The organism is Oceanibaculum sp. (assembly GCF_022449305.1).
GTDB lineage: Bacteria > Pseudomonadota > Alphaproteobacteria > Oceanibaculales > Oceanibaculaceae > Oceanibaculum > Oceanibaculum indicum.
The window spans coordinates 68,694-89,398 of the sequence record NZ_JAKUSO010000001.1 but is presented as its reverse complement, the minus strand read 5'-3'; the positions used below and the strand labels follow the sequence as shown (position 1 = coordinate 89,398).

The 20,705-nt window shown below is 67.9% G+C and carries 21 protein-coding genes; 18 read left to right on the top strand and 3 right to left on the bottom strand.

Annotated elements, in window-relative coordinates; all coding sequences use genetic code 11:
* The 4 genes from MK313_RS00420 to MK313_RS00405 form a co-directional block, all read left to right on the top strand.
* Window positions 1-382, top strand: a 382-nt coding sequence (locus MK313_RS00420) for a terminase gpA endonuclease subunit (RefSeq protein ID WP_287779391.1), incomplete at its 5' end; no start/stop codon positions are given.
* Window positions 382-591, top strand: coding sequence for a phage head-tail joining protein (locus tag MK313_RS00415; RefSeq protein WP_028030714.1), 210 nt, complete (start codon window positions 382-384; stop codon window positions 589-591). The genes MK313_RS00420 and MK313_RS00415, both read left to right, overlap by 1 nt.
* Window positions 591-2,132: a phage portal protein gene (locus tag MK313_RS00410; RefSeq protein ID WP_287779378.1), complete on the top strand. Its 1,542-nt coding sequence runs from the start codon at window positions 591-593 to the stop codon at window positions 2,130-2,132. Before MK313_RS00415 ends, MK313_RS00410 begins: the two co-directional genes overlap by 1 nt.
* Before the next feature lie 4 nt (window positions 2,133-2,136).
* Window positions 2,137-4,200, top strand: coding sequence for a prohead protease/major capsid protein fusion protein (locus MK313_RS00405; protein WP_287779375.1), 2,064 nt, complete (start codon window positions 2,137-2,139; stop codon window positions 4,198-4,200).
* Between the two features lie 6 nt (window positions 4,201-4,206).
* Here the strand turns inward: MK313_RS00405 and MK313_RS00400 are convergent, their stop codons facing one another.
* Both MK313_RS00400 and MK313_RS00395 read right to left on the bottom strand, forming a co-directional pair.
* Window positions 4,207-4,494 carry a type II toxin-antitoxin system RelE/ParE family toxin gene (locus MK313_RS00400; protein ID WP_287779372.1) on the bottom strand — a complete coding sequence of 96 codons (288 nt, stop codon included), beginning with the start codon at window positions 4,492-4,494 and terminating at the stop codon, window positions 4,207-4,209.
* A 6-nt stretch (window positions 4,495-4,500) separates the two neighbouring features.
* Complete coding sequence (locus MK313_RS00395; RefSeq protein WP_287779369.1) at window positions 4,501-4,740, bottom strand: type II toxin-antitoxin system ParD family antitoxin; 240 nt, start codon at window positions 4,738-4,740, stop codon at window positions 4,501-4,503.
* A 70-nt stretch (window positions 4,741-4,810) separates the two neighbouring features.
* Between MK313_RS00395 and MK313_RS00390 the strand changes: the two genes are divergently transcribed.
* From MK313_RS00390 to MK313_RS00325, 14 genes are all read left to right on the top strand, one after another.
* Complete coding sequence (locus tag MK313_RS00390) at window positions 4,811-5,146, top strand: DUF2190 family protein (protein WP_287779367.1); 336 nt, start codon at window positions 4,811-4,813, stop codon at window positions 5,144-5,146.
* 45 nt (window positions 5,147-5,191) lie between these two features.
* Window positions 5,192-5,557, top strand: coding sequence for a hypothetical protein (locus tag MK313_RS00385; RefSeq protein WP_287779364.1), 366 nt, complete (start codon window positions 5,192-5,194; stop codon window positions 5,555-5,557).
* A 3-nt stretch (window positions 5,558-5,560) separates the two neighbouring features.
* Window positions 5,561-6,022, top strand: a complete 462-nt coding sequence (locus MK313_RS00380; protein WP_287779361.1) for a hypothetical protein — start codon at window positions 5,561-5,563, stop codon at window positions 6,020-6,022.
* Window positions 6,023-6,161: 139 nt separating this feature from the next.
* A complete protein-coding gene (locus MK313_RS00375; protein ID WP_287779359.1) occupies window positions 6,162-6,389 on the top strand; it encodes a hypothetical protein in 228 nt (75 codons plus the stop codon).
* A gap of 6 nt (window positions 6,390-6,395) precedes the next feature.
* A complete protein-coding gene (locus MK313_RS00370) occupies window positions 6,396-7,796 on the top strand; it encodes a hypothetical protein (protein WP_287779358.1) in 1,401 nt (466 codons plus the stop codon).
* A complete protein-coding gene (locus MK313_RS00365; RefSeq protein WP_287779356.1) occupies window positions 7,796-8,557 on the top strand; it encodes a hypothetical protein in 762 nt (253 codons plus the stop codon). The genes MK313_RS00370 and MK313_RS00365 overlap by 1 nt, the downstream gene beginning before the upstream one ends.
* A gap of 11 nt (window positions 8,558-8,568) precedes the next feature.
* A complete protein-coding gene (locus tag MK313_RS00360) occupies window positions 8,569-8,868 on the top strand; it encodes a hypothetical protein (RefSeq protein WP_287779353.1) in 300 nt (99 codons plus the stop codon).
* A complete protein-coding gene (locus MK313_RS00355) occupies window positions 8,865-9,527 on the top strand; it encodes a DUF6441 family protein (protein WP_287779351.1) in 663 nt (220 codons plus the stop codon). The genes MK313_RS00360 and MK313_RS00355 overlap by 4 nt, the downstream gene beginning before the upstream one ends.
* Before the next feature lie 79 nt (window positions 9,528-9,606).
* On the top strand, window positions 9,607-14,112 hold the full coding sequence (locus MK313_RS00350; RefSeq protein ID WP_287779349.1) for a phage tail tape measure protein: 4,506 nt from the start codon (window positions 9,607-9,609) through the stop codon (window positions 14,110-14,112).
* Complete coding sequence (locus MK313_RS00345; RefSeq protein WP_287779346.1) at window positions 14,109-16,295, top strand: phage head spike fiber domain-containing protein; 2,187 nt, start codon at window positions 14,109-14,111, stop codon at window positions 16,293-16,295. The genes MK313_RS00350 and MK313_RS00345 overlap by 4 nt, the downstream gene beginning before the upstream one ends.
* A 1-nt stretch (window position 16,296) precedes the next feature.
* Window positions 16,297-18,570 carry a phage head spike fiber domain-containing protein gene (locus MK313_RS00340; RefSeq protein WP_287779343.1) on the top strand — a complete coding sequence of 758 codons (2,274 nt, stop codon included), beginning with the start codon at window positions 16,297-16,299 and terminating at the stop codon, window positions 18,568-18,570.
* Window positions 18,571-18,695: 125 nt separating this feature from the next.
* Entirely contained in the window at window positions 18,696-19,007 is a 312-nt protein-coding gene (locus MK313_RS00335) for a DUF6127 family protein (RefSeq protein ID WP_232315203.1), read from the top strand.
* Window positions 19,008-19,081: 74 nt separating this feature from the next.
* Window positions 19,082-19,756, top strand: coding sequence for a YcbK family protein (locus MK313_RS00330; protein ID WP_287779339.1), 675 nt, complete (start codon window positions 19,082-19,084; stop codon window positions 19,754-19,756).
* A complete protein-coding gene (locus tag MK313_RS00325) occupies window positions 19,753-20,010 on the top strand; it encodes a hypothetical protein (RefSeq protein ID WP_287779337.1) in 258 nt (85 codons plus the stop codon). Before MK313_RS00330 ends, MK313_RS00325 begins: the two co-directional genes overlap by 4 nt.
* Before the next feature lie 192 nt (window positions 20,011-20,202).
* Here MK313_RS00325 and MK313_RS00320 read toward each other — a convergent pair whose 3' ends face one another.
* Complete coding sequence (locus MK313_RS00320; RefSeq protein ID WP_086466095.1) at window positions 20,203-20,682, bottom strand: DUF411 domain-containing protein; 480 nt, start codon at window positions 20,680-20,682, stop codon at window positions 20,203-20,205.
* Window positions 20,683-20,705 lie beyond the last annotated feature (23 nt).

The window sequence follows — 20,705 nt, the reverse complement described above, 5'->3', positions numbered from 1 at the left end:
GCCGACCGACGAGGACATGGCCGAGGGGGCAGCGTTCCCGCCGGGCTCCGTGCATCTGCCGCATAGGGTCGAGAACGAATGGCTGAAGCAGTTCGTCGCCGAGCAACTGGTGACGGTGCGCACGAAACGCGGCTTCGCCCGGCTCGAATGGCAGAAGCTGCGCGAACGCAACGAGGCGCTGGATTGCCGGGTCTATGCCCGCGCCGCCGCCTGGATCGCGGGCGCGGATCGCTGGACCGCCGAGAAATGGCAAGACCTCGAGGATCAGCTCGGGGCGGCCCCCACCGACACCGATCCCGCCGGGCAGATCAACCGGCCGGGACAGGCCCCGCAGGGCAAGCGCCGCTCCGACTGGCTCGGGCGGCGCGGAGGATGGTTGTGATGACCGACTGGACGGAAACCGAGCTCTCGGCGTTGCGCCGGGCCTATGCCAGCGGTACGACCCGGGTCAGCTATGACGGCAAGTCCGTCGATTACGGCTCGGCCGAGGACCTGCTCGCCCGCATCCGCACCATCGAGCGTGCCATTGCGGGGACGACGCGGCCGCTGCCCGTGGCCGGGCTCGCGGGCTTCTCGCGCGGGGACCGCTGATGTCTGCAACCTGGTTCGATCACGCCATCGCCGCGGTGGCGCCGCGCATGGCCGCCCGGCGCGTGATGGCACGTCAGGCGTTCGAAACGCTGACGCGTGGCTATGACGGCGCCGCACGCGGGCGGCGGACCGAGGGTTGGCGTGCGCCGGGATCCTCGGCCGACACCGAGGTTGGCATTGCTGGCGCGTTGCTGCGCGACCGGATGCGCGATCTTGTGCGCAACAACCCGCATGCGGCCAAGGCTGTCGCGGTGCTGGTCAACAACATCATCGGCGCGGGCATCATGCCGCGCGCCGCGAGCGGTGATGACAAGCTCGACCGGAAGGTCGATGCGCTCTTCGAACGCTGGACGGCGGATTGCGACGCCGACGGTCAGCTCGACTTCTATGGGATGCAAACGCTGATTTGCCGCGAGATGGTCGAGGCGGGCGAGGTGCTGGTGCGCCGCCGCCTGCGGCGATCCTCGGACGGACTGCCGGTGCCGCTGCAATTGCAGGTGCTGGAGGCCGACTTCCTCGACGCCACTAAATCCGGCGTACTCGGCGCGGGACGCCTCGTGCAGGGAATCGAGTTCGATCCGGTCGGCAAGCGCCAGGCCTACTGGCTCCATGCCGAGCACCCGGGCGATGTCTACGGGACGTTGCAGAACGGTATGCAAAGCCGCCCGGTCCCCGCGACTGAGATCGCCCATGTCTACGAGAAGCAGCGCACGCAGGCGCGCGGCGTTCCCTGGGGCGCCCCGGTAATCCGCAGCTTGCGCGATCTCGACGACTACGAGGTGGCCGAACTGGTCCGCAAGAAGACGGAAGCCTGCGTCACCGCCATCGTCTTCGGCGACGACGAGGCGCAGCAGGGCATCGCGCCTTCCGTGATCGATGCCGACGGCAACCGGGTCGAGCAGTTCGAGCCGGGACTGATCGCCTATGCCCGCGGCGGTAAGGACATCCGGTTCAACCAGCCCTCCGCCACCGGCGGCTACGGCGAATACAAACGGGCGAGCCTGCACACGATCTCGGCCGGATTCCGCGTGCCCTACGAGCTGCTCACCGGCGATCTCAGCCAGGTGAACTATTCCTCGATCCGGGCCGGGCTCGTGGAGTTCCGCCGCCAGATCGACGCCGTGCAGTGGCAGCTGTTCATCCCGATGTTCTGCGCCCCGGTCTGGCGCTGGTTCACGGAGGCCGCGTGGGCGGCGGGCCGCATCCCGACGCCCGACGTGCCGGTCGAATGGTCGCCGCCTAAGTTTGAGGCGGTCGATCCGCAGAAGGACGCGATGGCCAACCTGCTGTCGATCCGCTCGGGCACGATGACGCTGGCCGAGGTGATCGCCCGGCAGGGCCGAAACCCGGACGCGGTGCTGGCCGAGATCGCCGCGACCAACGTCAAGCTCGACGCGCTCGGCCTCGTGCTCGACAGCGATCCGCGACGCGTCACCAAGACCGGCAGCGCGCAGACCAGCGATCCGGCGAATGATCCGGCCGCCGACGACCCCACCGCTGATGCGGAAACCGACACGGCGCAGGCCGACCAACAGGACTGACCCCATGGACATGATGATCGAACTGCCGGCCATGCGCCGGGCAGCGGAGCTTGCGCCGAACACGGCCGATGGAGAGGCCCGCACCGTCGAGGTGGTCTGGTCGGCCGGGGCCCGCATACGCCGCGCGACCTTCTTCGGCGAGCCTTATGACGAGGAGTTGAGCCTTGACCCAGCGCATGTCCGGCTCGAACGGCTGAACGCCGGGGCGCCCTTCCTGAAGGTGCACGAACTGACCGAGCTCGACGCGGTGATCGGCTCGATCGTACCGGGATCGGCCCGCATCGAGAACGGCCGTGGCATTGCGCTGGTGCGGATCAGCGAGCGCGCCGATGTCGAGCCGATCTGGCGCGACATCCAGGCCGGGCACATCCGCGCGGTCTCCATCGGCTACCAGGTCCACCGCTTCGATGTGTCCAAGCCCGAAGGCGGCCGAGAGCTGTGGCGTGCTGTCGACTGGACACCGTTCGAGGTTTCCGCCGTGGCGGTCGGCGCGGACCCGGCCGCAGGCTTCCGCGCCCAGCATCCCCTTCACGACTGCGTCCTCCACCGCCGGGACGCCCCCACACCACAAGGAGTATCCCCGATGACGGACAAGACCGAGACCCCGGCGAGCGACGCCGCAACCGCCGCCACCACCCAGCCGACCGACCCGGTCGAAACCGAGGACACCACCATGACCGAGCCGAAGGCCACGACGACCGAGCCGCAGCGTGGCGAGGTTGAAACCCGCACGCAGCCGAAGCTTCAGAAGACTGACGCCCCCGCTGCGCCCGATACAGAGACGGTCGCCACCCGCGCCCGCGAGGCCGAGCGCGACCGCGTCTCCACCATTTACGATCTGGCCGGGCGGCTGAACCTCGAACGCGGATTCGCCGAGGATCTGGTCAAGCGCGGCGTCACCGTCGACGAGTCCCGCCGCCTGATCCTCGATCAGGTTGCCGCGAAGTCGGACGAGACCCGAACCTTCCCCCATGTCTCCATCCCCCTCGGGGGACATGACGAGCGCATCACCCGCCGCGACGCCGTGGCGAACGCGCTGCTGCACCGCTACAGTCCTACGCTCTTCCAGCTCGAAGACGCCGCGCGCCAGTATCGCGGCATGACGCTGCTGGAACTCGCCCGCGAAAGTCTCGGCAATGCCGGAGTGAACACGCGCGGCCTCTCGCGCGACGAAGTGGCGACGCGCGCGCTGCATTCCACTTCGGACTTCCCCGAGATCCTCTCGGCCGTCACCAACAAGACGCTGCGCCAGGCCTACGAGGCTTATCCCCGCACCTTCATGCTGTTCTGCCGCCAGGTGCTGGCGACCGACTTCAAGGCCATGCACCGGGTCCAGCTCGGCGAAGCCCCGCAGCTTCTGGAGGTCGGCGAGAGCGGCGAGTTCAAGCGCGGGACGCTGGGTGAGAGCAAGGAGAGCTACAAGGTCAAGACCTATGGCCGGGTGGTCGCGATCACCCGCCAGACGCTGATCAATGACGACCTCGACGCCTTCACCCGGATCCCGGCGATGTACGGCAACTCCATCGCCCAGCTGGAGTCGGACGTGGTCTGGGGGATCATCACCGCCAACCCGGCGATGGCTGACGGCAACGCGCTGTTCCACACCACCCACAAGAACCTCGCGGGCACAGGCGCGGCGCTGGCGGTGGATGCGGTGGGCGCGGCCCGTGCCGCGATGGCCAAGCAGACGGGGCTCGACAAGAAGACGGTGCTGAACGTCCGTCCTGCCTTCCTGATCGTGCCCGCCTCGCTGGAACTGAAGGCCGAGCAGATGGTCGCCCAGAACCTCGTGCCCGCCGCGACCGCCAGCGTCGTGCCGCAATCGATCCGGACGCTCGCCCCGATCAGCGAGCCCCGACTGGATGCCGCGAGCGAGACGGCGTGGTATCTGGCGGCCAGCCCGAACCAGATCGACACGATCGAGTACGCCTATCTCGAAGGCCAGCAGGGCGCCTACATCGAGACTCGCAACGGTTTCGACGTCGACGGCGTCGAGATCAAGTGCCGACTCGACTTTGGCGCCAAGGCCATCGACTGGCGTGGCCTCTACAAGAATCCTGGCGCGTAAGCCTGTTTAGAACAGGCCAGACAGATCGCGGCGACCGTGCACGGCCCGAACGATCTCCACCCCGCCATCGGTGGTTCGGTAGAGCAGAAGGTATGGCGCGCTGACCAGATAGCGCAGGCCCGGGCGGATGTCGTCGCGGGCCGCGCCCATCTCAGGGTGTTCGGCCAGGCGGCCGGCCGCTTCGTTCAGCCGATCGAGGAGCCGGTCGGCAGCCTGCGGATCATCCTCGGCGATGTGCATCCATATCTCGATCAGGTCCTCGCGGGCCCGTCGGGTAAAGGAGATCCGTGCCATGGAGAATCAGACAAGGGTTTTGCGGCGGCGTGCCTCGGCCTTGATGTCGTCCATGGTCGTATCGGGCTCATCGGGACCGCTGGCGATGCCCTCGTCCCACATTCGGCCCAGGAGGCGGCGGGTCTTCCACTCGCGGAGCGCTTCCCGGACCACCTCGCTGGACGAGGCGTAATCGCCACTCTTCACGGCGTCCTGCAGAAGCCTGGCGTGCTCGTCGGTGAGGGAAACGCTGATCTTCTCGGTCATCTTCCAGATCCTCCCGCCCCAAAAGTAGGAAATATTCGTACCATCTGCAAGCTCGCAAAAGGAGTAACCCATGCGCAACTATGTCCAGCCCGGCAACACGATCACCCTGACGGCACCTTATGATGTCACGTCCGGTGACGGCCTGCTCGTCGGCTCCATTTTCGGTGTCGCCACCGGGAATGCCGCCAATGGCGAGAGTGTTGAGGCCAGTCTCGTCGGCATCTTCGATCTGGCGAAGACGGTATCGCAGGCCTGGTCGACCGGTGACAAGGTCTATTGGGACGATACCAACAAGGTGGTCACCAAGACGGCGACCTCCAACACGCTTATCGGCGCCGCGGTCGAGGCCGTCGGCGGTGGCGCATCGGATACTGTCGGACGGGTGCGCCTCAATGGCAGCTTTTGATGTCGGCGATCCGATGATGGGAATATTCCGCGAAGGTTGTGCCGGATGAGTGTGGGCACGGGAGGTGGTTCCTGGGATTCGATGCTGGCCGCGATCCATGCAGACCCGTTCATGGCGGCCGACGTTCAGGTGCGTCTGGCAGCCGGCGGCGATCCCATTCCCTGCCGCATGGCCTGGATGACGGGCGATGCAGCGATCCCCCTGATGCAGACCGGTACCGGCACCACGACGCGGATCGGCGAGATCCGCGTGGCGGTCCTGCCGTCGGTAGAGGAAGGAGACCTGGTCGATCTGCTGACCCCGAACGGGGAACCTACGGAGATTCTAAGGGTCGATATGGCGGAGCGGCCGGAACCGGACCGGTTGCTGTGGCGGCTCTGGCTGGTGCCATATTCGGAAGAGGAGGCGTAGGCCATGCCGGAGATGACAGTCCGCGAGCGCTGCCTCGATGCCCTGCATCAGCAGCTGCTGGCCAGCCTGGCACCGCAGGGCAACACTGTCACACGCAACCGCCGTCGGCGGCCCGACCGGAAGTCGATGCCGGCGATCATCCTGATCGATGGCGGGCACGAACCGGATATCGAGGGTCGCGCCACGCATTTCTGGCCCTTCCGCCTCACCGCCTATCTGGAAGGCCATGTTGCCGCTGGCCGGGACGAGGATCTGGGCGCAGCGGCCAGCGATCTTTACGGCCAGACCCTGACGGCGGCGCTGGCCGATACCACGCTCGGCGGCCTCGCTATCGATATCGAGGAGGCCAGCTATGCGCAGGAGCTGGTGCGCGAGGAAGGCACGGAGGCGGGCATCGTCTTCGCGCTCAATCTGACCATCACCTACGCGACCGACGACGGGGATCCGTACTTACCCGCTCCCTGACAGCAGCCCTGTTCGTGGTGTTTTTTCCGCGGTGCCTGGTCGCAGGCAAGCGGGCCGCTTGCCAACGGTCAAAGCAGCCCTTTCCGCCCTGCCACCCGCCAACCCACGGCGGAAAGGGCCTCACCCAAGGAGACACACTATGACCATTCCAAACTTCCGCCGGGCCGCCGTGCCCGGCGGCGGCGCGCTGCGCCATGAGCTGACCGACGGGGCCGCCGCGGCAAAGCCCGTTCTTCCGCCCGCCCCGCCCTTCGGTCCTGGTGCCGGTGGCGCCGCTCCCGCCAAGGCCGAAGCCATCACCCGGCCTGTCAGGGCCGGCACACCCGTTGGCAAGCCCGTTGCCGCTTCCTCTGGCAAGAAGGAATAATCCGATATGGCCACTCTCCGCACCCGCAATGGCGCGCTGCTGCTGAAGCAGGAATCCGTACCCGGCACCTATGAGGCTCCGGATCCGGCGACCGACGGCATCCTGGTCGAGGCCCCGACGATCAATCCGACGACGCAGAATGTCGAGACGGATGAGGTCCAGGGCTCGCTGGATTCGACCGCGCCGATTGTCGGCGGCATGCAGGTCACCATCGGCGGCGCCTTCTACCTGAAGGGCCCCGGCGTCCCTGGCGAATATCCGGAATGGGATTTGCTGATGCGCATCGCCGGCATGGCGGCAACCCAGACCCGCACCGATATCACCGGCGTGACCTTTTCCGTCACCGGCGCGTCGGCTGAGATCGCCGACAGTGGCATCGGGCTGGCGGCACTGACCGTCGGCACCATCATCCATGTCTCCGGCTTCGTGAGCGAGGCGAACAATGGTGAGTTCATCGTCACGGCCTCGGCGGCGGCCGCCATTGAGGTGGCGCGGCTGACCGGCGCCACGGCGATGGTGGATGAGGCGGCCGGGGAGAATGTCACCCTGCGCCGGGGCATCGCCGCGGTGGAGGCAACCGCGGGCGGCGCCGACAGCATCACGCTGCAGGCGCCCTGGGCCAATACGGCGCAGCTCTATCGCGGCATGCCGGTCGCGCTGTCGGAAAATCCTGCCACGGCGTATATCAGCCAGATCCTCGATTACACGGCGGATCGGGTGGCGGCGCTGGCGGATTATTTCGAGACGCCGCTCAGCGCCAGCACGGTCGCCTCGATCCCGGCCAATATCCGCTATGCGCCGGCCAGCAGCTCGATTCCGGCGGCGTCCGTCGCGCTCTACATGGACGGCGTGGTCTATCGCTGCACCGGGGCCAAGGCGACCCTGTCGATCGAGCAGACTGCCGGCGGCGCTGCGCGCTGTACCTACACCCTCTCGGCGCTCATGAGCGAAAAGGCGGATGCGGCGGTGCCCGCCGTCACCTATGACGGCACCCGCCCAGGCATCTGGCGGAATTCGGCCATGCTGGTGAACAAGCGCCGCGCGGCGCTGCAGACCCTCTCGGTCGATCTCGGTAATGAAGTGATCTTCCCGCCGGATCCGAACGGTCAGGAGGGCTTCGATGCACCGATCATTACCCGCCGCCGGATGACCGGGTCGATGGATCCGAACGCGACGCTGGTCGCCACGCGGGATCTGATGACCGCGTTCCGTGACGGCACGGCGCAGCCGGTCGCGGCCCGCCTGGCTGGCGGCTCGGCCTCCCGGCCGGGGCAGCGCGTCGGCCTCTCCATTCCGTCGGCGCTCTACACCTCCTACCAGCCGGGTGACCGGCAGGGGGTGCAGACCGAGCAGACCGGCTTCTTTCTCCAGGGGCAGGATAGCGGCCTCTTCCTGCAGGTGTGGTGATGCTGCCGGTCAGTGCGAAAACGCCGATCCGCTTCCAGGTGCTGGCGGAGGCGGTAAGGCGCGGCGAACGCGAGCTGGAAGCCCTGCGCGCCGTAGCATCCGGGATGGAGGAAAAGGCCGAGTCCGCCGACAGCCCCGCTGCTGGCCCCTCTGGCGGTGCTGCCGACCGCAAGCGCTTCCAGCGGATGCTGGAGGAAGGCGAGGCGGAGCTGGCGGCGTTGAAGGCCCGCAAGGAAGCGGAGCCGGAGGAGCCGGTCTATCTGATCGCCGCCGCTGATGCCTTTCAGCGGGCCGCCTTCCCGGCGGCGATGACCGAGCAGGGTTGCCGCTGGCCGGCGGGTGGGGAAGTCGTGCGCGCCCTGCGCCGGGCGGTGGAGTATTGCGTCGAGCCGCACCAGCAGCCCGACCTGGCGGAGATCCTGGACGAGGCGGAGGTCCTGCCGGAGGAGCGCTGGCCGGCGGCGCTGGAGGTGCGGATCGGCGATATGACGGCGCAGCTGCGTGGTCACTTCCCTGAACTGGACGCCTTGCTGGCGGCACGCGAGCGCTATACCCGCACCGCGCCCATCGTGGCGGCGCAGCTGTTCCTGCGTGGGTGGGAGGGGGGCGGCTGGGAAGGGCTGGGCATCAAGTACGAGGCACGAGCCGGCCGGGTGACGACAACCTGCCTGTCGGCCCTGCCGGCGGAGCATGTGGCCGCGATCGGCCGCAAGGCGCTGGAGCTGATGCATCAGATCCCGGAGCAGACGGTAAAAAACTGACAATCGTCGCCGTGGCGGCCCTGCGCCCCGGGGATTTCGGCGACGAGATGATGGACGGGGAAGGCTGCGCCGTCGATGGCAGCTGGTGGGAGATCGCCGGCTGGCGCTATCGCCGGAATCCAGTCCTCCGGCTCATGCCGGAGGACTGGGCGATGGTCCGGCTGTGGGGTCTCTATCGCGGCGGCGGGTTTGGCGGCGTCGGGCATCTGCCGGAGGCCGGCGGGGCGGGCGACCAGGCGGCGATCATGCTGGACGCCTTCGCGCTGATGAGCGAGGCCGTGCGGCCCTATGAGGAAAAGGACCGGTCATGAGGCTGGGATCAGCGCTGGAAGGCAATCTGACGGAGCTGCTGGCCCGCGAGCGGGGCGATCTGGCCGACCGGTTGCGCGCAGGGGTCACCGAGGCATCGACGGGGCTGAAGCAGGAACTGCGCGGCCAGGTGACCGGGGCCGGGATGGGCGAGCGGCTGGCACGGACCTGGCAGGACAAGATCTACCCGCCGCGCCATAAGCAGACGTTGGGACCGGCGGCGCTGGTCTATTCCAAGGCGCCGGAAATCGTGCGGGCCTTCGACGAGGGGATGACGATCCGGTCGCGTGATGGCTTCTTCCTGGCGGTACCGACCGAAGCGGCCGGGCGCGGCGCCGGCGGCAAGCGGCTGACGCCTGGCGAGTGGGAGCGCCGGTACGGCCAGCGGCTGCGGCTGGTGTATCGGCGGGGGGCGCCGTCGCTGCTGGTGGCGGACAATACGCGGCTGGATAACAGGGGCATCGCCCGGGCCAATGTCACCCGCGCCCGGGCCGGGGCTTACACAAGGCTGAAGGGGCGCACGACGGTGCCGATCTTCATCCTGTTGCCGCAGGTGACCCTGCCGAAGGTGCTGGATGTGGCGCGGGCTGAAAAGCGGGCGCTGGACAGCCTGTACCGCACGATCGCGCGGGCGGTGAATGCGGGTGGTGAGGTGGATTAGCTAAGTCTCCGTTTTTGATTCTTTGTCGGTAACAGAACCCCGCTTCGGCGGGGTTTTTTTTGTGTCCGAAGGGTGTTTCATGGCTAGTCAGTCCAGGGGCGTGTCGATCCGGCTGTCGATCCGCGACAAGGAGGTCGTGGAAAAGGCCCTGAAGGAGCTGGGGACCGAGGGCCAGCTGGCGCTGCGCAAGATCGCGCGGGCGACGGAGGAGCCGACGCGGGGGCTGCTGGCGCTGAACACGGCCAGCAGCTCGGCGCGGGACGGGATTGCCGGTCTGGCGTCCCGGGTTGGGCCGGCTGGCGCGGTGCTGGGGGCGCTGGGGCCGGCCGGGATCGCTGCCGCCGCCGGTATCGGCACGGTGACGCTGGCATTCGCTGGCTTCCTGCGTGCGGCGCGGGAGATCGCCGCGCTGGACGATGTCGCGCAGACGCTGGGCATCAATGTCGAGGCGCTGCAGGAGCTGCGATTCGCGGCGAGTGAGAGCGGTATTGCCGTCGGTACCGCCGACATGGCGCTGCAGCGCTTCATCCGCCGCTCGGCCGAGGCCGCGCGCGGCACCGGCGAGGCGCTGGGCGCGCTGAACGAGCTGGGTGTGTCGGCCCGCGACTTCAACGGCCAGATGAAGCCGGCGGAACAGCTGATTCGGGAGGTGGCGGACGCGCTGCAGCGTGTGCCTTCCGAGGCCGACCGGGTGCGCATCGCCTTCAAGCTGTTCGATTCCGAAGGCGTGGCGATGCTGCGCATGCTGAAGGACGGGTCGGACGGCCTGGATCGCTTCGCGCAGGATGCCCGTGACCTCGGCCTGGTGATCGACAGCGAGATGGTAGCCCGCGCCGCCGAGGCGGAAAATCACCTGGGCACGCTGGCACAGGTGATGGACACCAAGCTGAAGGTGGCGCTGCTGGAACTGACGCCAGTTATCGATGGGATCGCTACCAAGCTTCTGTCGGCAGCGAAGGAGGCCCGCTATCTGTGGGACGCCTTCGAGCCGCCGGAAGAGCATTCGATTGTCACCGTCGAGCGCAACCTCGCCGAGCTGCAGGAACGGGCGACGCAGTTGCGCCAGGCTATCGGCAGCGCGGAGCATGCCGGCGGCGGGTTGTTCGACCAACTGTTCGGCGATCCGGACGCGCTGGCCCGGCAGCGCGACGAGCTGGAAAAGGTGGAGCGCGCGATCCGGGGGCTGGAAGCCCGCCTTGCCTATCTGCGGGGACCGCCAGACGGCGGCCCCGCGCCTGAACCAGCGCAGTTCGAGATTGCCATCAAGGCGGCGGAGGATCTGGATCGGACGCTGACGGCGCTGGAGGCGCGCTATCTGGCGGCCAGCCAGGGCAGCCTGGCGCAGGTCGCGGCGCTGGACCGTGAGGAAAAGGCGCTGAAGATCGCCGAGCAGGCGGCAAAGGCGCACGCCGCCCAGCTCGGCCTGACCGGCCTCAGCCAGGAGGAGCTGCGCGCGCTGGTGGAGCGCTATCTGCCGCAGGCGCGCCAGCAGGTGGAGCTGGAAGGGCAGATTGCCGCGGCGCTGACCCGGCGCAAGCTGGCGACCGAGGCGGCAACCGCCGCTGCCGTCGAGGAGGAGAAGGCGCGGGCGGATGCCTCGAAGCGGGCGCTGGCGCTCATCAAGGAACGCGACGATCTGGTCAAGTCGACGACACGGGAGATCGGCGAGACCCGCGCCCTGACGGCGGCGCTGAAAATCAGCGACCGCGAGTACAAGGTGGTGCAGCAGACTCAGGCGCTGCTGCGCCGCGACACGCTGCTGACGGCCGATGCCGCGCGGAAACTGGCCGGGGAGATGGTGGATGCACAGGACGAGATGGCGCGCACGCGGGAGGCCGGCAGCTTCCTATCCGACAGTCTGACGCGGGGCTTCGACCGGATCGGCGAGGCCTTCACCCAGGCCTTCGCGACCGGCAAGCGCGACCTGCTCGACATGGGCAATATCGGCCGTGCCATGGCGTCGGAGCTGTATCAGAGTTTCGTCCAGCTGGCGGCGATCAACCCGCTGAAGAATGCGGTTTCGGGTGGCGGCACGCTGCCGACGCTGGGGTCGGTCTTCGGTGGAGGTGGCACCGGCGGCGGCCTGTTTTCCACCCTTGGCAATGCCAAATCGGTCTGGGATCTGGGATCATCGCTGACCGGCGGAAATTGGCTGTCCAGTGCCCTGCCGTCCATCTTCGGGGCGACAGCAACCGGTACCCTGGCGGGCGGTGCCACGGCGGCCAGCCTCGGCGTTTCCGCCGTCGCCGGCGGCGCCAGCAATGTGGGGGTGGCGGCGGCCGCCCCGCTGGCCGGTATCTCCTCGATCGCCTCGGTTGCGCTGCCGATCATGGCGATCGCCGCGCCCTTCGTGCTGGGCAAGCTGTTCGGCTCCCGGCCGTCGGACTATACGGCCAGCTTCCAGGGTCCGCTGGGCGGCCGGCTGATCAAGACCGAGGATAAGGCGAACGACCAGACCAGGTCTGCGCGCGACCAGATCCAGGGCGTGTTCGAGGCCTCGCTGGATGAGCTGACCCGCACGCTGGGCGCGCAACTGCCCAAGGGGCTCTATGTGGACTTTGCCACGGGCAGCCGCGATGGCGACCGGGGCTGGCTGTTCGGTACCAATCCGGACGGGTCGGTCAACCGCGCCGACAAGCTGTTCGAGGGCAAGTTCGGCAATGCGGACGAGCTGACCGCCGGCATGTTGCAGGAGATCCTGCGGCGCTCCGAAGGGCTGTCGGAAAATGCCCGCAAGGTGGTGGACGGGCTGGATTTCGTCGAGCTGGGTCTGCAGCGCAGCGCCGAGCTGCTGGGCTTCGCCGAGAGCTTCGAGACCAGCCTGAAGGCGCTGTCGCAGGGCGCCCTGTCGCTGGGCGACGTGATCGAGGGGCAGGTGCGCGACCAAGTGCTGGGCACGCTGGAGGAAATCCAGGTCTATCGCCGCAACGCCGCCGATGCGGGGCTGGATACAGACCGCGCCACGCAGGCGACGCGGGACTATGTCGAGATCCTGATTGGCCTGCGCCAGGCGACCTACGAGACGCTGACGCCGGTGCAGACGGAATGGCGGCGGATCGCGGCGCTGATGGAGGAGATCGGCCCGCTGCTGGCTGAGGTCGGGATCTCCGCCGAAACCGGGATTGCGGCGCTGGAGCGGGCACAGCAGAAGGTTGCGGGGGATTTCGTGCGCGGCGTGACGGCGCGGGGGCTTGGCCTGCCCGGCGGGCTGGGCGAGGTGCTGGCCGGTTTCCGGGCGGAGCGCGACACGGCGGCGGAGCTGGGTGTATCCGACCAGGTGCTGGGCACGCTGCGGACACTGCGCGATGCAGGGCTGCGCGAGGCGCTGTCCGGGGTGGATGGCCAGACGCTGCGCAACGTCATCGAGTATTACAGCACCATCGAGGACAATGCGCCGATCGTCCGCGCGGCGACCGAGCTGCTGGACCAGCTGGGCGAGGCGGCGGGTTTCCTGTCGGCGGAGCAGCGCGGCCAGATCGACACACAGCTGCGCGCGACACGGCAGTTCCTGAACGAGCAGGAGCGTATCGTCGAGGGCTGGCGCCGGCTGGCGACGCAGCTGCGCAGCGCCCGCGAGGGGCTGCTGGTGGATCAGTCGCTGTCGCCCTTGTCACCGGCTGACCGGCTGGAAGAGGCCCGCCGGCAGTTCGAGGAGCTGGAGCGCCGCGCGCGCCTTGGAGACCAGGAGGCGCTGGCAGGCCTGCCGGAATCCAGCCGCCGTCTGCTGGAGGCGAGCCGGGCCTTCCATGCCAGTTCGGAAGAGTATTACCGGGATTTTGAGCGGGTGCAGGAGGTTCTGCGCGACAGCGAGGATCTGGCCGGCCGCCACCTTTCCATTGGCGAGCAGCAGCTGGCGGCTACCCGCGCCGAGCTGGACCGGCTGGACCGGCTGGTGAATGGCAACGGGCTGGTGATTGCCAGTCTCGATCAGGCCAATGCCCTGCTGGCAGCGATTGCCGCCGCGATCCAGAACGCACAGCTGGGCTCTGGCACTGGTGGATCTGGAGGCGGTGGATCCGGCGGTGGCAGTGTGAGCTATGTGCCGGGCAGCTATGGCGCCACGGTCGGTACGTCGGGCGACCTGATCCAGGGCGTGCCACGCGAGGTCCGGGACGCAATCCTGGTGAGCCTCGGTCAGACCTCGGCCGGTGGCGGCGTGGTGCAGGACCGCATCGCCAGCGATACCGATTTCCGGGACGCCTATCGGGCCGCCCTGATCGCGGCGGGCGGTACACCGGCCTTCGCCTATGGCGGCACCCATGCCGGCGGGCTGCGCCTGGTTGGCGAGCGCGGGCCGGAGCTGGAAGTGACCGGCCCGGCCCGCATCTATTCGCCCGAACGTCTGGTCGACATGATGCGCTCGGGAAGCAGCAGTAGTACCATGCCGGAGGAAGAAATCAGGGGGTTGCGGGCGGATGTCCGTGCGCTGCAGCAGGCGCTTTCCGCGGCCATCCAGCAGGCCGGCAGCACCTCCGCCGAGACTTTGCGCCGCGAAGGAGGTCAGTCGAGGAATGAACTCACGGCAATGCGCCGGGAGATGACCGACCTGCGTCAGCAGCTGGGGAGGCTGATAGCCATCCGATGAACGATGCGATCTATCTTGCCGAAATCGACCTCTATCTGGTCGGCACCAGCACCTCCGGGATCACGGTCGGAACCGGCCCTGCGGAGCTGATCCTGGAGACGGACCAGCCGTTCGAGGCCGGCATGCGGGTTTCCGTTCACGAGGCGACGGGCGCGGCGCGGCTGGACGCGGTCGTCGTGGCCTATGTCCAGACGGATCGCCGCCTGGTGCTGGATGTCGAGGCGGTTTCCGGTGACGGTACCTACAGCGCCTGGCGGGCGGAAGGGGCCAGAACCCTGCTGGTGGCTACCGGCCGATGGCGGACTGGCCCGGACGATCCCGATCGTCCGGGCATCGAGGCGATGCCCCTGATCGTGGAGCCTCCCAGCTTTCAGGCCTTCGCTTTCCGCGATGGACGGATCGGCGGCCGGTCGGCGGGTGGCGGCGGCGAGATGATTCTGAACAATGCCGACCGGTTCTTTGACCGCTTCGCCGAGGCGGGCTGGGACGGGCGCCGGTTCAGGCTGTTCCGTGGGCCGGCGGGCGGGCGGTGGCGAGACTTTGTCCTGCTGTTTTCCGGGACAGCGTCGCAGGTCGAGTGGCGCGATGCGCGGTTTCATCTGTTTCTGCGCGACCGGCAGGCGCAGTTCGAGGTGCCCATCCAGCGCGAGACCTACGAAGGCACCAACAGCGGTTCCAGCGGCAATGAGGGCACGCCGCAGGATATACGGGGGCGGCCGAAGATCCTGTGCTATGGCCTGTGTCATAATGTGACCCTGGCGCCGCTGAACACATCGGCGCTGCGCTATGGCGCGCATACCGGCTCGATCTTCTCGGTGGATGAACTCTATGACCGGGGCGCGCCCTTGTCGAAGGTCACCGGCACGCCCGCCGCAGGCCAGTATCGGGAGAACGTGACCGAGGGCCATGTCACGCTGGGCGGCAGCCCGGCCGGCACGATCACCGCCAAAGTGTCGGGCGAGCGGCTGGAGAATTTGTTCCTGTGGTCGGAGCAGTTCATGAATCCGGCCTGGACCAAGGATGAAGGCGTCACGGTCGAGAACGACGTCATCATCGGCCCGAATGGCGGCTATACCGCCGAGCGCATCGACATCCCCGCCAGCGCCGGTACGGGCTTCCGCCAGACCGTCAGCGTGACCGCCGGCCAGCCTTACACCTTCAGTATCTATCTGCGCAGCGTGATCGGTATGGTGACGCTGGGCATGGGGATAGAGCCTGCGACCGAGGAGGAAATTCAGCTAGACGAGACATGGCGGCGCTTCACCCTGACCGAGACCGTCTCCGGGTCAAGCGTGTCGCCGGGCATCTTCAGTCTCGGAGATGCTGCAGCGATCTATGCCTGGGGTGCGCAAATCGAGCTGGGCGGCGTGGCGAAGAACGGCATCATCACCGGCGGCACGCCGCACCCGTCCAGCTACACGGCACAGCCCGCCGACATGCTGCGCACCATCGCCGTCACTCGCTCCGAGCTGGTCGATTTCCTCGATCTCGACCATGCCAGTTTCCAGGCTCTCAACGAGGCGACTTCGGGCATCGGCCTCGGCCTGTTCATCGACCAGGAGATGACGATATCCGAGACCTTCGATCTGATCTGCGGGAGCATCGGCGGCTTCTGGTACTTCACCCGCGACGGACGGCTGGCGGTCAGGCGGCTGGAAGCGCCCACCGGCAATCCGGTGGCGGTGTTCGACCGCACCCAGGTCCAGGATGTGCGGCTGCTGTCGCGAAATGACGAAGGCCAGGGTCTGCCCAATCATCGCGTGGTGCTGGGCTGGCGGCGTAACTGGACGGTACAGGAAGGCGACCAGCTGGCCGGGAGCGTCTCGGCCGACCGCCGCGCCTTTCTGAAGGAAGAATACCGCATCGTGCAGCGGGACGCGCCGGCGGTGAAACGGAAGCATCCGCTTTCCGTCGAGCTGCGCCGGATGACGCTGCTGGAGAGCGAGACGGATGCCGAGGATGAGGCGGAGCGGCTGCTGGCACTGATGTCGGTGCGTCGGGACCTGGTCGAGCTTGAAGTGACGGTGGATGAGTATCTCCTGGCCGGCGCGCCCTGGCTCGGCGACGAGATATCCTATCGCGACGGGCATTTCCTCGACTATGCGGATGGCCGGAATCTGATCCTGGTCGGTGTGACCGAATCCCACGCGCAGGGACGCGCGATCCTGCAGGCCTGGGGGTGACATGGGCAAGCTCCTGATTGGCTGGGTGAACGAGGCGGATCGCGCCGATCTGTCCGGCGGGCGCTGGGCAGAAACGCTGCCGCAAACGGCGTTGGCGGATGACCGCCTGTCGCGCGCGGCGCGCACGCTGGGCAACCGGCCAGCCGACACGGCCATTGTCGCCGATCTGGGTGAACCGAAACCCATCGGTTTGGCCGCGCTGTTCGGCGCGGTGACCGCCCCCGCTCCCGGCTGCCCCGGCCCCACCGCGCGTTACCGGGTGCGGGCCAGCGACGATGCGCGGCTTGCGGGGCCGCTGCTCGATCTCGATTTCACCGGCTATGGCCCGGAAGACCCGCGCATCGCCTTCACGCGCGCCAGCCTCGCCACCCGCTTCGACCGCAACGGCGTGATTCAGGGCTATGGCCTGACCGAACCGCTGACAATCAACCTCGACGGCTTCGATCCGCCCGGCACGCTGGAATTGGTGCTGCAGCAGAAGGACCGCGAGTTCTGGGTCGGCGAGGCGGTCATGCTGGCGGACCCGGAGGACGCCGGCCGCTATCTCGGCGGCACGCTGCTGGCCTTCGACCGGGGGAGCGGTCAGGCCCGCCTCGCCATCGCCAGCGTGACGGGAACCGGCAGCCACACCATTGCCTGGCGGCTGGAAAGCTTGGCCCCGCGTTACGGGCGGCGGCAGGACCATGATCCCGCGACCGGCGCGCCGCGCGGCTTCCTGATCGAGGGCGCGCGCACCAACCTGCTGGCGCGCAGCGCCCGGTTCGACGATGCCGCCTGGACCAAGCAGAACGCGACGATCACCGCCGACGCCGGGGCCGCACCTGATGGCAGCATGCAAGCCGACATGCTGGTCGAAAGCGCCACCACCGGCATCCACCAGATCACCCAATCCGCCAGCGTGACGGAAGGCGCCGCGGTCACCCTCAGCCTGTTCGTGAAGCCAGCCGGGCGGACGCGCCTCGCCCTGGTGCTGTCCAGCGGCGGGGATTATGCCCAAGGCACATTCGACCTTGTCGCTGGCAGCGCCAGCACCTTGCAGGGCGGCGCCGGCACGGCGCTGTCGGCGCGGCTGATCCCGCTGGCCGATGGCTGGGCGCGCTGCGTGCTGACCGGATCGATCGCCGGCGCGACCGCCTATCTCGCCGCCTGCCGGCTGCTGAACCCCGGCGGCAACTATACCGGCGACGGCGCTAGCGGGTTGCTGCTCTGGGGCGCGCAGGCCGAGGAAGGGCCGGACGCCAGCAGCTATATCCCGACAGAAGGCGATCCCGCTACCCGCGCCGCCGATGTGGCAAGGCTGGCACTCGACGGCTCGATGGCGGAAGGCACCTTGCTGGCCGCCTATCGCAGCCGGCGCACCGGATCGGTCGCCATCGCCGGTCTGAATGACGGCACGGCGGACAACGCCATCGAGCTGCGCCACGGATCCGGCGGCGCGCGGCTGGGCTATATCGTCACTGGCGGAGCCGAGCAGGCGGCGCTGTCCACCGGCAGTCCCGCCGCCGATACCGCCTCCGTGGCCGGGATCGCCTTCGCCGCCGGTAATGCCTCGGCCGCCGCCGATGGCGGCGCCGTGATCACAGGCACGCCGGGCACGCTGCCTGCCGTCACCGGCCTCGATCTCGGAAGCCGTCCTGCCGGCGAACGGCTGGACGGTCATCTCGCCCGCCTGCAGCTCTATGGCCGTCGGCTGGGCGATGGCGAACTGCAAGGCGCCAGTACCGCGCTTGCCTTGCAGCTCGGCCCCGTCGCCTGGGATTCAGGCTGGCTCGATGTCTGGCAGGGGAATTGGCGGCGCGAGGGCTATGCCGCCGTGATGCTGGCTACCCCGCCGGACGTGGCGGCACGCTACTGGCGTTTCGACCTGGATGACGGGGCCAGCACCGACGGCTTCCTCGATCTCGCCCGGCTGTGGCTGGGGCCGGCGGTACGGTTCGAGCATAATTACAGTTATGGAGCCGGGTTGTGGGCCGAGCCGGATACACAGATCATCCGGAGTCCTGGCGGGGTCAGCCGGTTCCAGGATGGCGCCGCGCCAAGGATCATGCGTCTGACGCTGGAGCATGCTTCTGCCGGTGAGGCGCACCGCCCCCTGCTGACGCTGCAGCGCGAAGCCCGGTTGTCCGGTGAGGTGCTCACTGTCCCTGACCCGGAGGATGTCGAGTTCCGCGCCGAGCGGGTGTTCATCGCCCGGCTGCGCGCCACGAACCCGATCCGCAACAGCTACTTCCAGGGATACGCAACCGAGCTGGAACTGGAAGAAAGGCTGACCTGAAGGAAGGCTTTAAACCGATCCGTTCGCTTGAAGAGCAGCGCAGGCGCAGACAAGGATGCCTTGGCCATATGCCTGTTCCCATGAGCCCGGCCTGTCCCTCTGGCCTTCGACGAAAGGAAGACCGAATGATCCGTTCCAACGATCGTGACGGCTTCGCCATGCCCGGAACCGCTCCCGGAAACCTGTCCGGCGAAATGTTGGAAAAATTGCTTGAGCGAGCGGCCGAGACGGGCGCACGGCGCGCCTTGCGCGAGGTTGGCCTCGACGGCAAAAATGCCGCCGAGGACATCCGCGATCTTCGCTCGCTGCTCGCGGGTTTCCGCCTCGCGAAACAGACCGCCGTACAGACCTCCGTGCGGCTGATCACCACCGCAATCCTGCTCGCCCTGATGGCCGGCATCGCCATCAAGCTGAAGCTTTTCGGGCCGACGCCTTAACCGATCCGCCCGACCCATCAGACCACCGCCCGCCCTCGTCGAGGAGCGGGCTTTTTTGTGCCTGGAGACCTGCGATGACGACCATGACCTACAAACACTGGCGCGACGTGCCCGAGCGCTCGTGGCGCTGGAAGGATTTCTCCCCTGCCGAGATCGCCTGCCGGGGCAGCGGCTCCCTGCGCATCAACGAGGAGGCGCTCGACAAGCTCCAGGCGCTGCGCGACCGGCTTGGCAAGCCGCTCATCGTCCGTTCGGCCTACCGCAGTCCGGCGCACAATCGGGCCGTCGGCGGCGCGCCGCGCTCGAAGCACATGGACGGCACGGCCTTCGACATCTCCATGGCGAACCACGATCCGGTGGCATTCGAGGCCGCCGCCCGAGCCGCTGGCTTTCTCGGCTTCGGCTACTATCCGCGCTCGGGCTTCATGCACATCGATCTCGGTCCCGCCCGGCAATGGGGCGAGCGCTTCCCGGTGCGGGCGACAGCGTTCGCCGCCGAAACGTCGCCCGTACGAGAGGTCCTGGCAGACAGTCGCACGATGAAGGGCAGCGGCGCAGCAGGCGTGGCGACGCTTGGCGCCGCTGGCGTCGAGGTGGCGCAGAACGTCCTGGCGGAAACCCAGACCGCGATCCTGCCGCTCGTACCCTATCTCGACACCTTGCGCTGGGTGTTCATCGCCGTGGCGCTCGCGGGCCTCGCCGTGACGATCTACGCCCGCATCGACGACTGGAAGCGGGGGCGTCGATGATCGCCGCTCTGTTCACCGGGATCGCAGCCGCCCCGTGGATGCGGGCGGCTCTGCGCCACGGCGCAATCGCACTCGCGGTGCTCCTGTTCCTGCTCGCGCTCCGGCGCTCCGGCGAGCGTGCTGGCCGCCTCGCCGAACGCCTCGAAACCTCGGAGAAGACAAATGACGTCCAACGCCAGATGCTCGGTGCGGCGGCTCGTCGCCCTCGCGATCGCAGCGATCTCGCAGACCGGCTGCGCGACGGGCGGTTCTGAACCGTGTATCGCTACCGTCTGTCCGCCGGTCGTCGAGTACAGCCGCGAGTTCCAGGCGCGGGCAGCCGAGGAGCTCGATCTGCTGCCGAAACATTCGGCGATCGCCGAGATGCTGAGCGATTACGCCGTCATGCGGGAGCAGGCGCGTACGTGTCCTCGCCCCTGATCAGGAGCGAAATTGCAGCTTCAAGGTCAGGCGGCAGCGTAGCTGGTGAAGACTTCGGTCGATCCGCCGCGCCGAACGAGGAATACGTCATAGGCTTCGCGTTCGCTTTCCGGCCCCATGCCAAGCGATCCGTAGAGCATACCGGACACTGCAAAGCCCGCTGCGTCAGGGCGCTCATCCAGCAGGCGGCGAATCTCGGCGACAGGGACATGGCCCTCAATCATGTAGCCCTCGACGCGGCCCGTATGGCAGGAGACCATCTCCTGCGGAATGCCGTTGTCCAGCTTGTAGCGCATCAGAAGAGCCCCGGGGCTCGGCTCGGTCGTGACGGCGAAGCCGTCGTTCCCGAGTATCTCGATCCAGGCCGAGCAGCAGCCGCAATTCGGGTCCTTCATCACATGGATCGCCGGTCCAAAGCCCTGCGCGAAGGTCCCCAGCGGCGATGCAGCCAGCAATGCTGCTCCGCCGATCAGGATCGCGCGCCGCGAAAGAGCGTCTTGAGTCATCTGGTTTACCTTTCCAGATTGGA

Coding starts and splice junctions, on each gene's coding strand:
- MK313_RS00415 (WP_028030714.1), top strand. CDS start 382: ATGACCGACTGGACGGAAACCGAGCTCTCGGCGTTGCGCCGGGCCTAT.
- MK313_RS00410 (WP_287779378.1), top strand. CDS start 591: ATGTCTGCAACCTGGTTCGATCACGCCATCGCCGCGGTGGCGCCGCGC.
- MK313_RS00405 (WP_287779375.1), top strand. CDS start 2,137: ATGGACATGATGATCGAACTGCCGGCCATGCGCCGGGCAGCGGAGCTT.
- MK313_RS00400 (WP_287779372.1), bottom strand. CDS start 4,494: ATGGCACGGATCTCCTTTACCCGACGGGCCCGCGAGGACCTGATCGAG.
- MK313_RS00395 (WP_287779369.1), bottom strand. CDS start 4,740: ATGACCGAGAAGATCAGCGTTTCCCTCACCGACGAGCACGCCAGGCTT.
- MK313_RS00390 (WP_287779367.1), top strand. CDS start 4,811: ATGCGCAACTATGTCCAGCCCGGCAACACGATCACCCTGACGGCACCT.
- MK313_RS00385 (WP_287779364.1), top strand. CDS start 5,192: ATGAGTGTGGGCACGGGAGGTGGTTCCTGGGATTCGATGCTGGCCGCG.
- MK313_RS00380 (WP_287779361.1), top strand. CDS start 5,561: ATGCCGGAGATGACAGTCCGCGAGCGCTGCCTCGATGCCCTGCATCAG.
- MK313_RS00375 (WP_287779359.1), top strand. CDS start 6,162: ATGACCATTCCAAACTTCCGCCGGGCCGCCGTGCCCGGCGGCGGCGCG.
- MK313_RS00370 (WP_287779358.1), top strand. CDS start 6,396: ATGGCCACTCTCCGCACCCGCAATGGCGCGCTGCTGCTGAAGCAGGAA.
- MK313_RS00365 (WP_287779356.1), top strand. CDS start 7,796: ATGCTGCCGGTCAGTGCGAAAACGCCGATCCGCTTCCAGGTGCTGGCG.
- MK313_RS00355 (WP_287779351.1), top strand. CDS start 8,865: ATGAGGCTGGGATCAGCGCTGGAAGGCAATCTGACGGAGCTGCTGGCC.
- MK313_RS00350 (WP_287779349.1), top strand. CDS start 9,607: ATGGCTAGTCAGTCCAGGGGCGTGTCGATCCGGCTGTCGATCCGCGAC.
- MK313_RS00345 (WP_287779346.1), top strand. CDS start 14,109: ATGAACGATGCGATCTATCTTGCCGAAATCGACCTCTATCTGGTCGGC.
- MK313_RS00340 (WP_287779343.1), top strand. CDS start 16,297: ATGGGCAAGCTCCTGATTGGCTGGGTGAACGAGGCGGATCGCGCCGAT.
- MK313_RS00335 (WP_232315203.1), top strand. CDS start 18,696: ATGATCCGTTCCAACGATCGTGACGGCTTCGCCATGCCCGGAACCGCT.
- MK313_RS00330 (WP_287779339.1), top strand. CDS start 19,082: ATGACGACCATGACCTACAAACACTGGCGCGACGTGCCCGAGCGCTCG.
- MK313_RS00325 (WP_287779337.1), top strand. CDS start 19,753: ATGATCGCCGCTCTGTTCACCGGGATCGCAGCCGCCCCGTGGATGCGG.
- MK313_RS00320 (WP_086466095.1), bottom strand. CDS start 20,682: ATGACTCAAGACGCTCTTTCGCGGCGCGCGATCCTGATCGGCGGAGCA.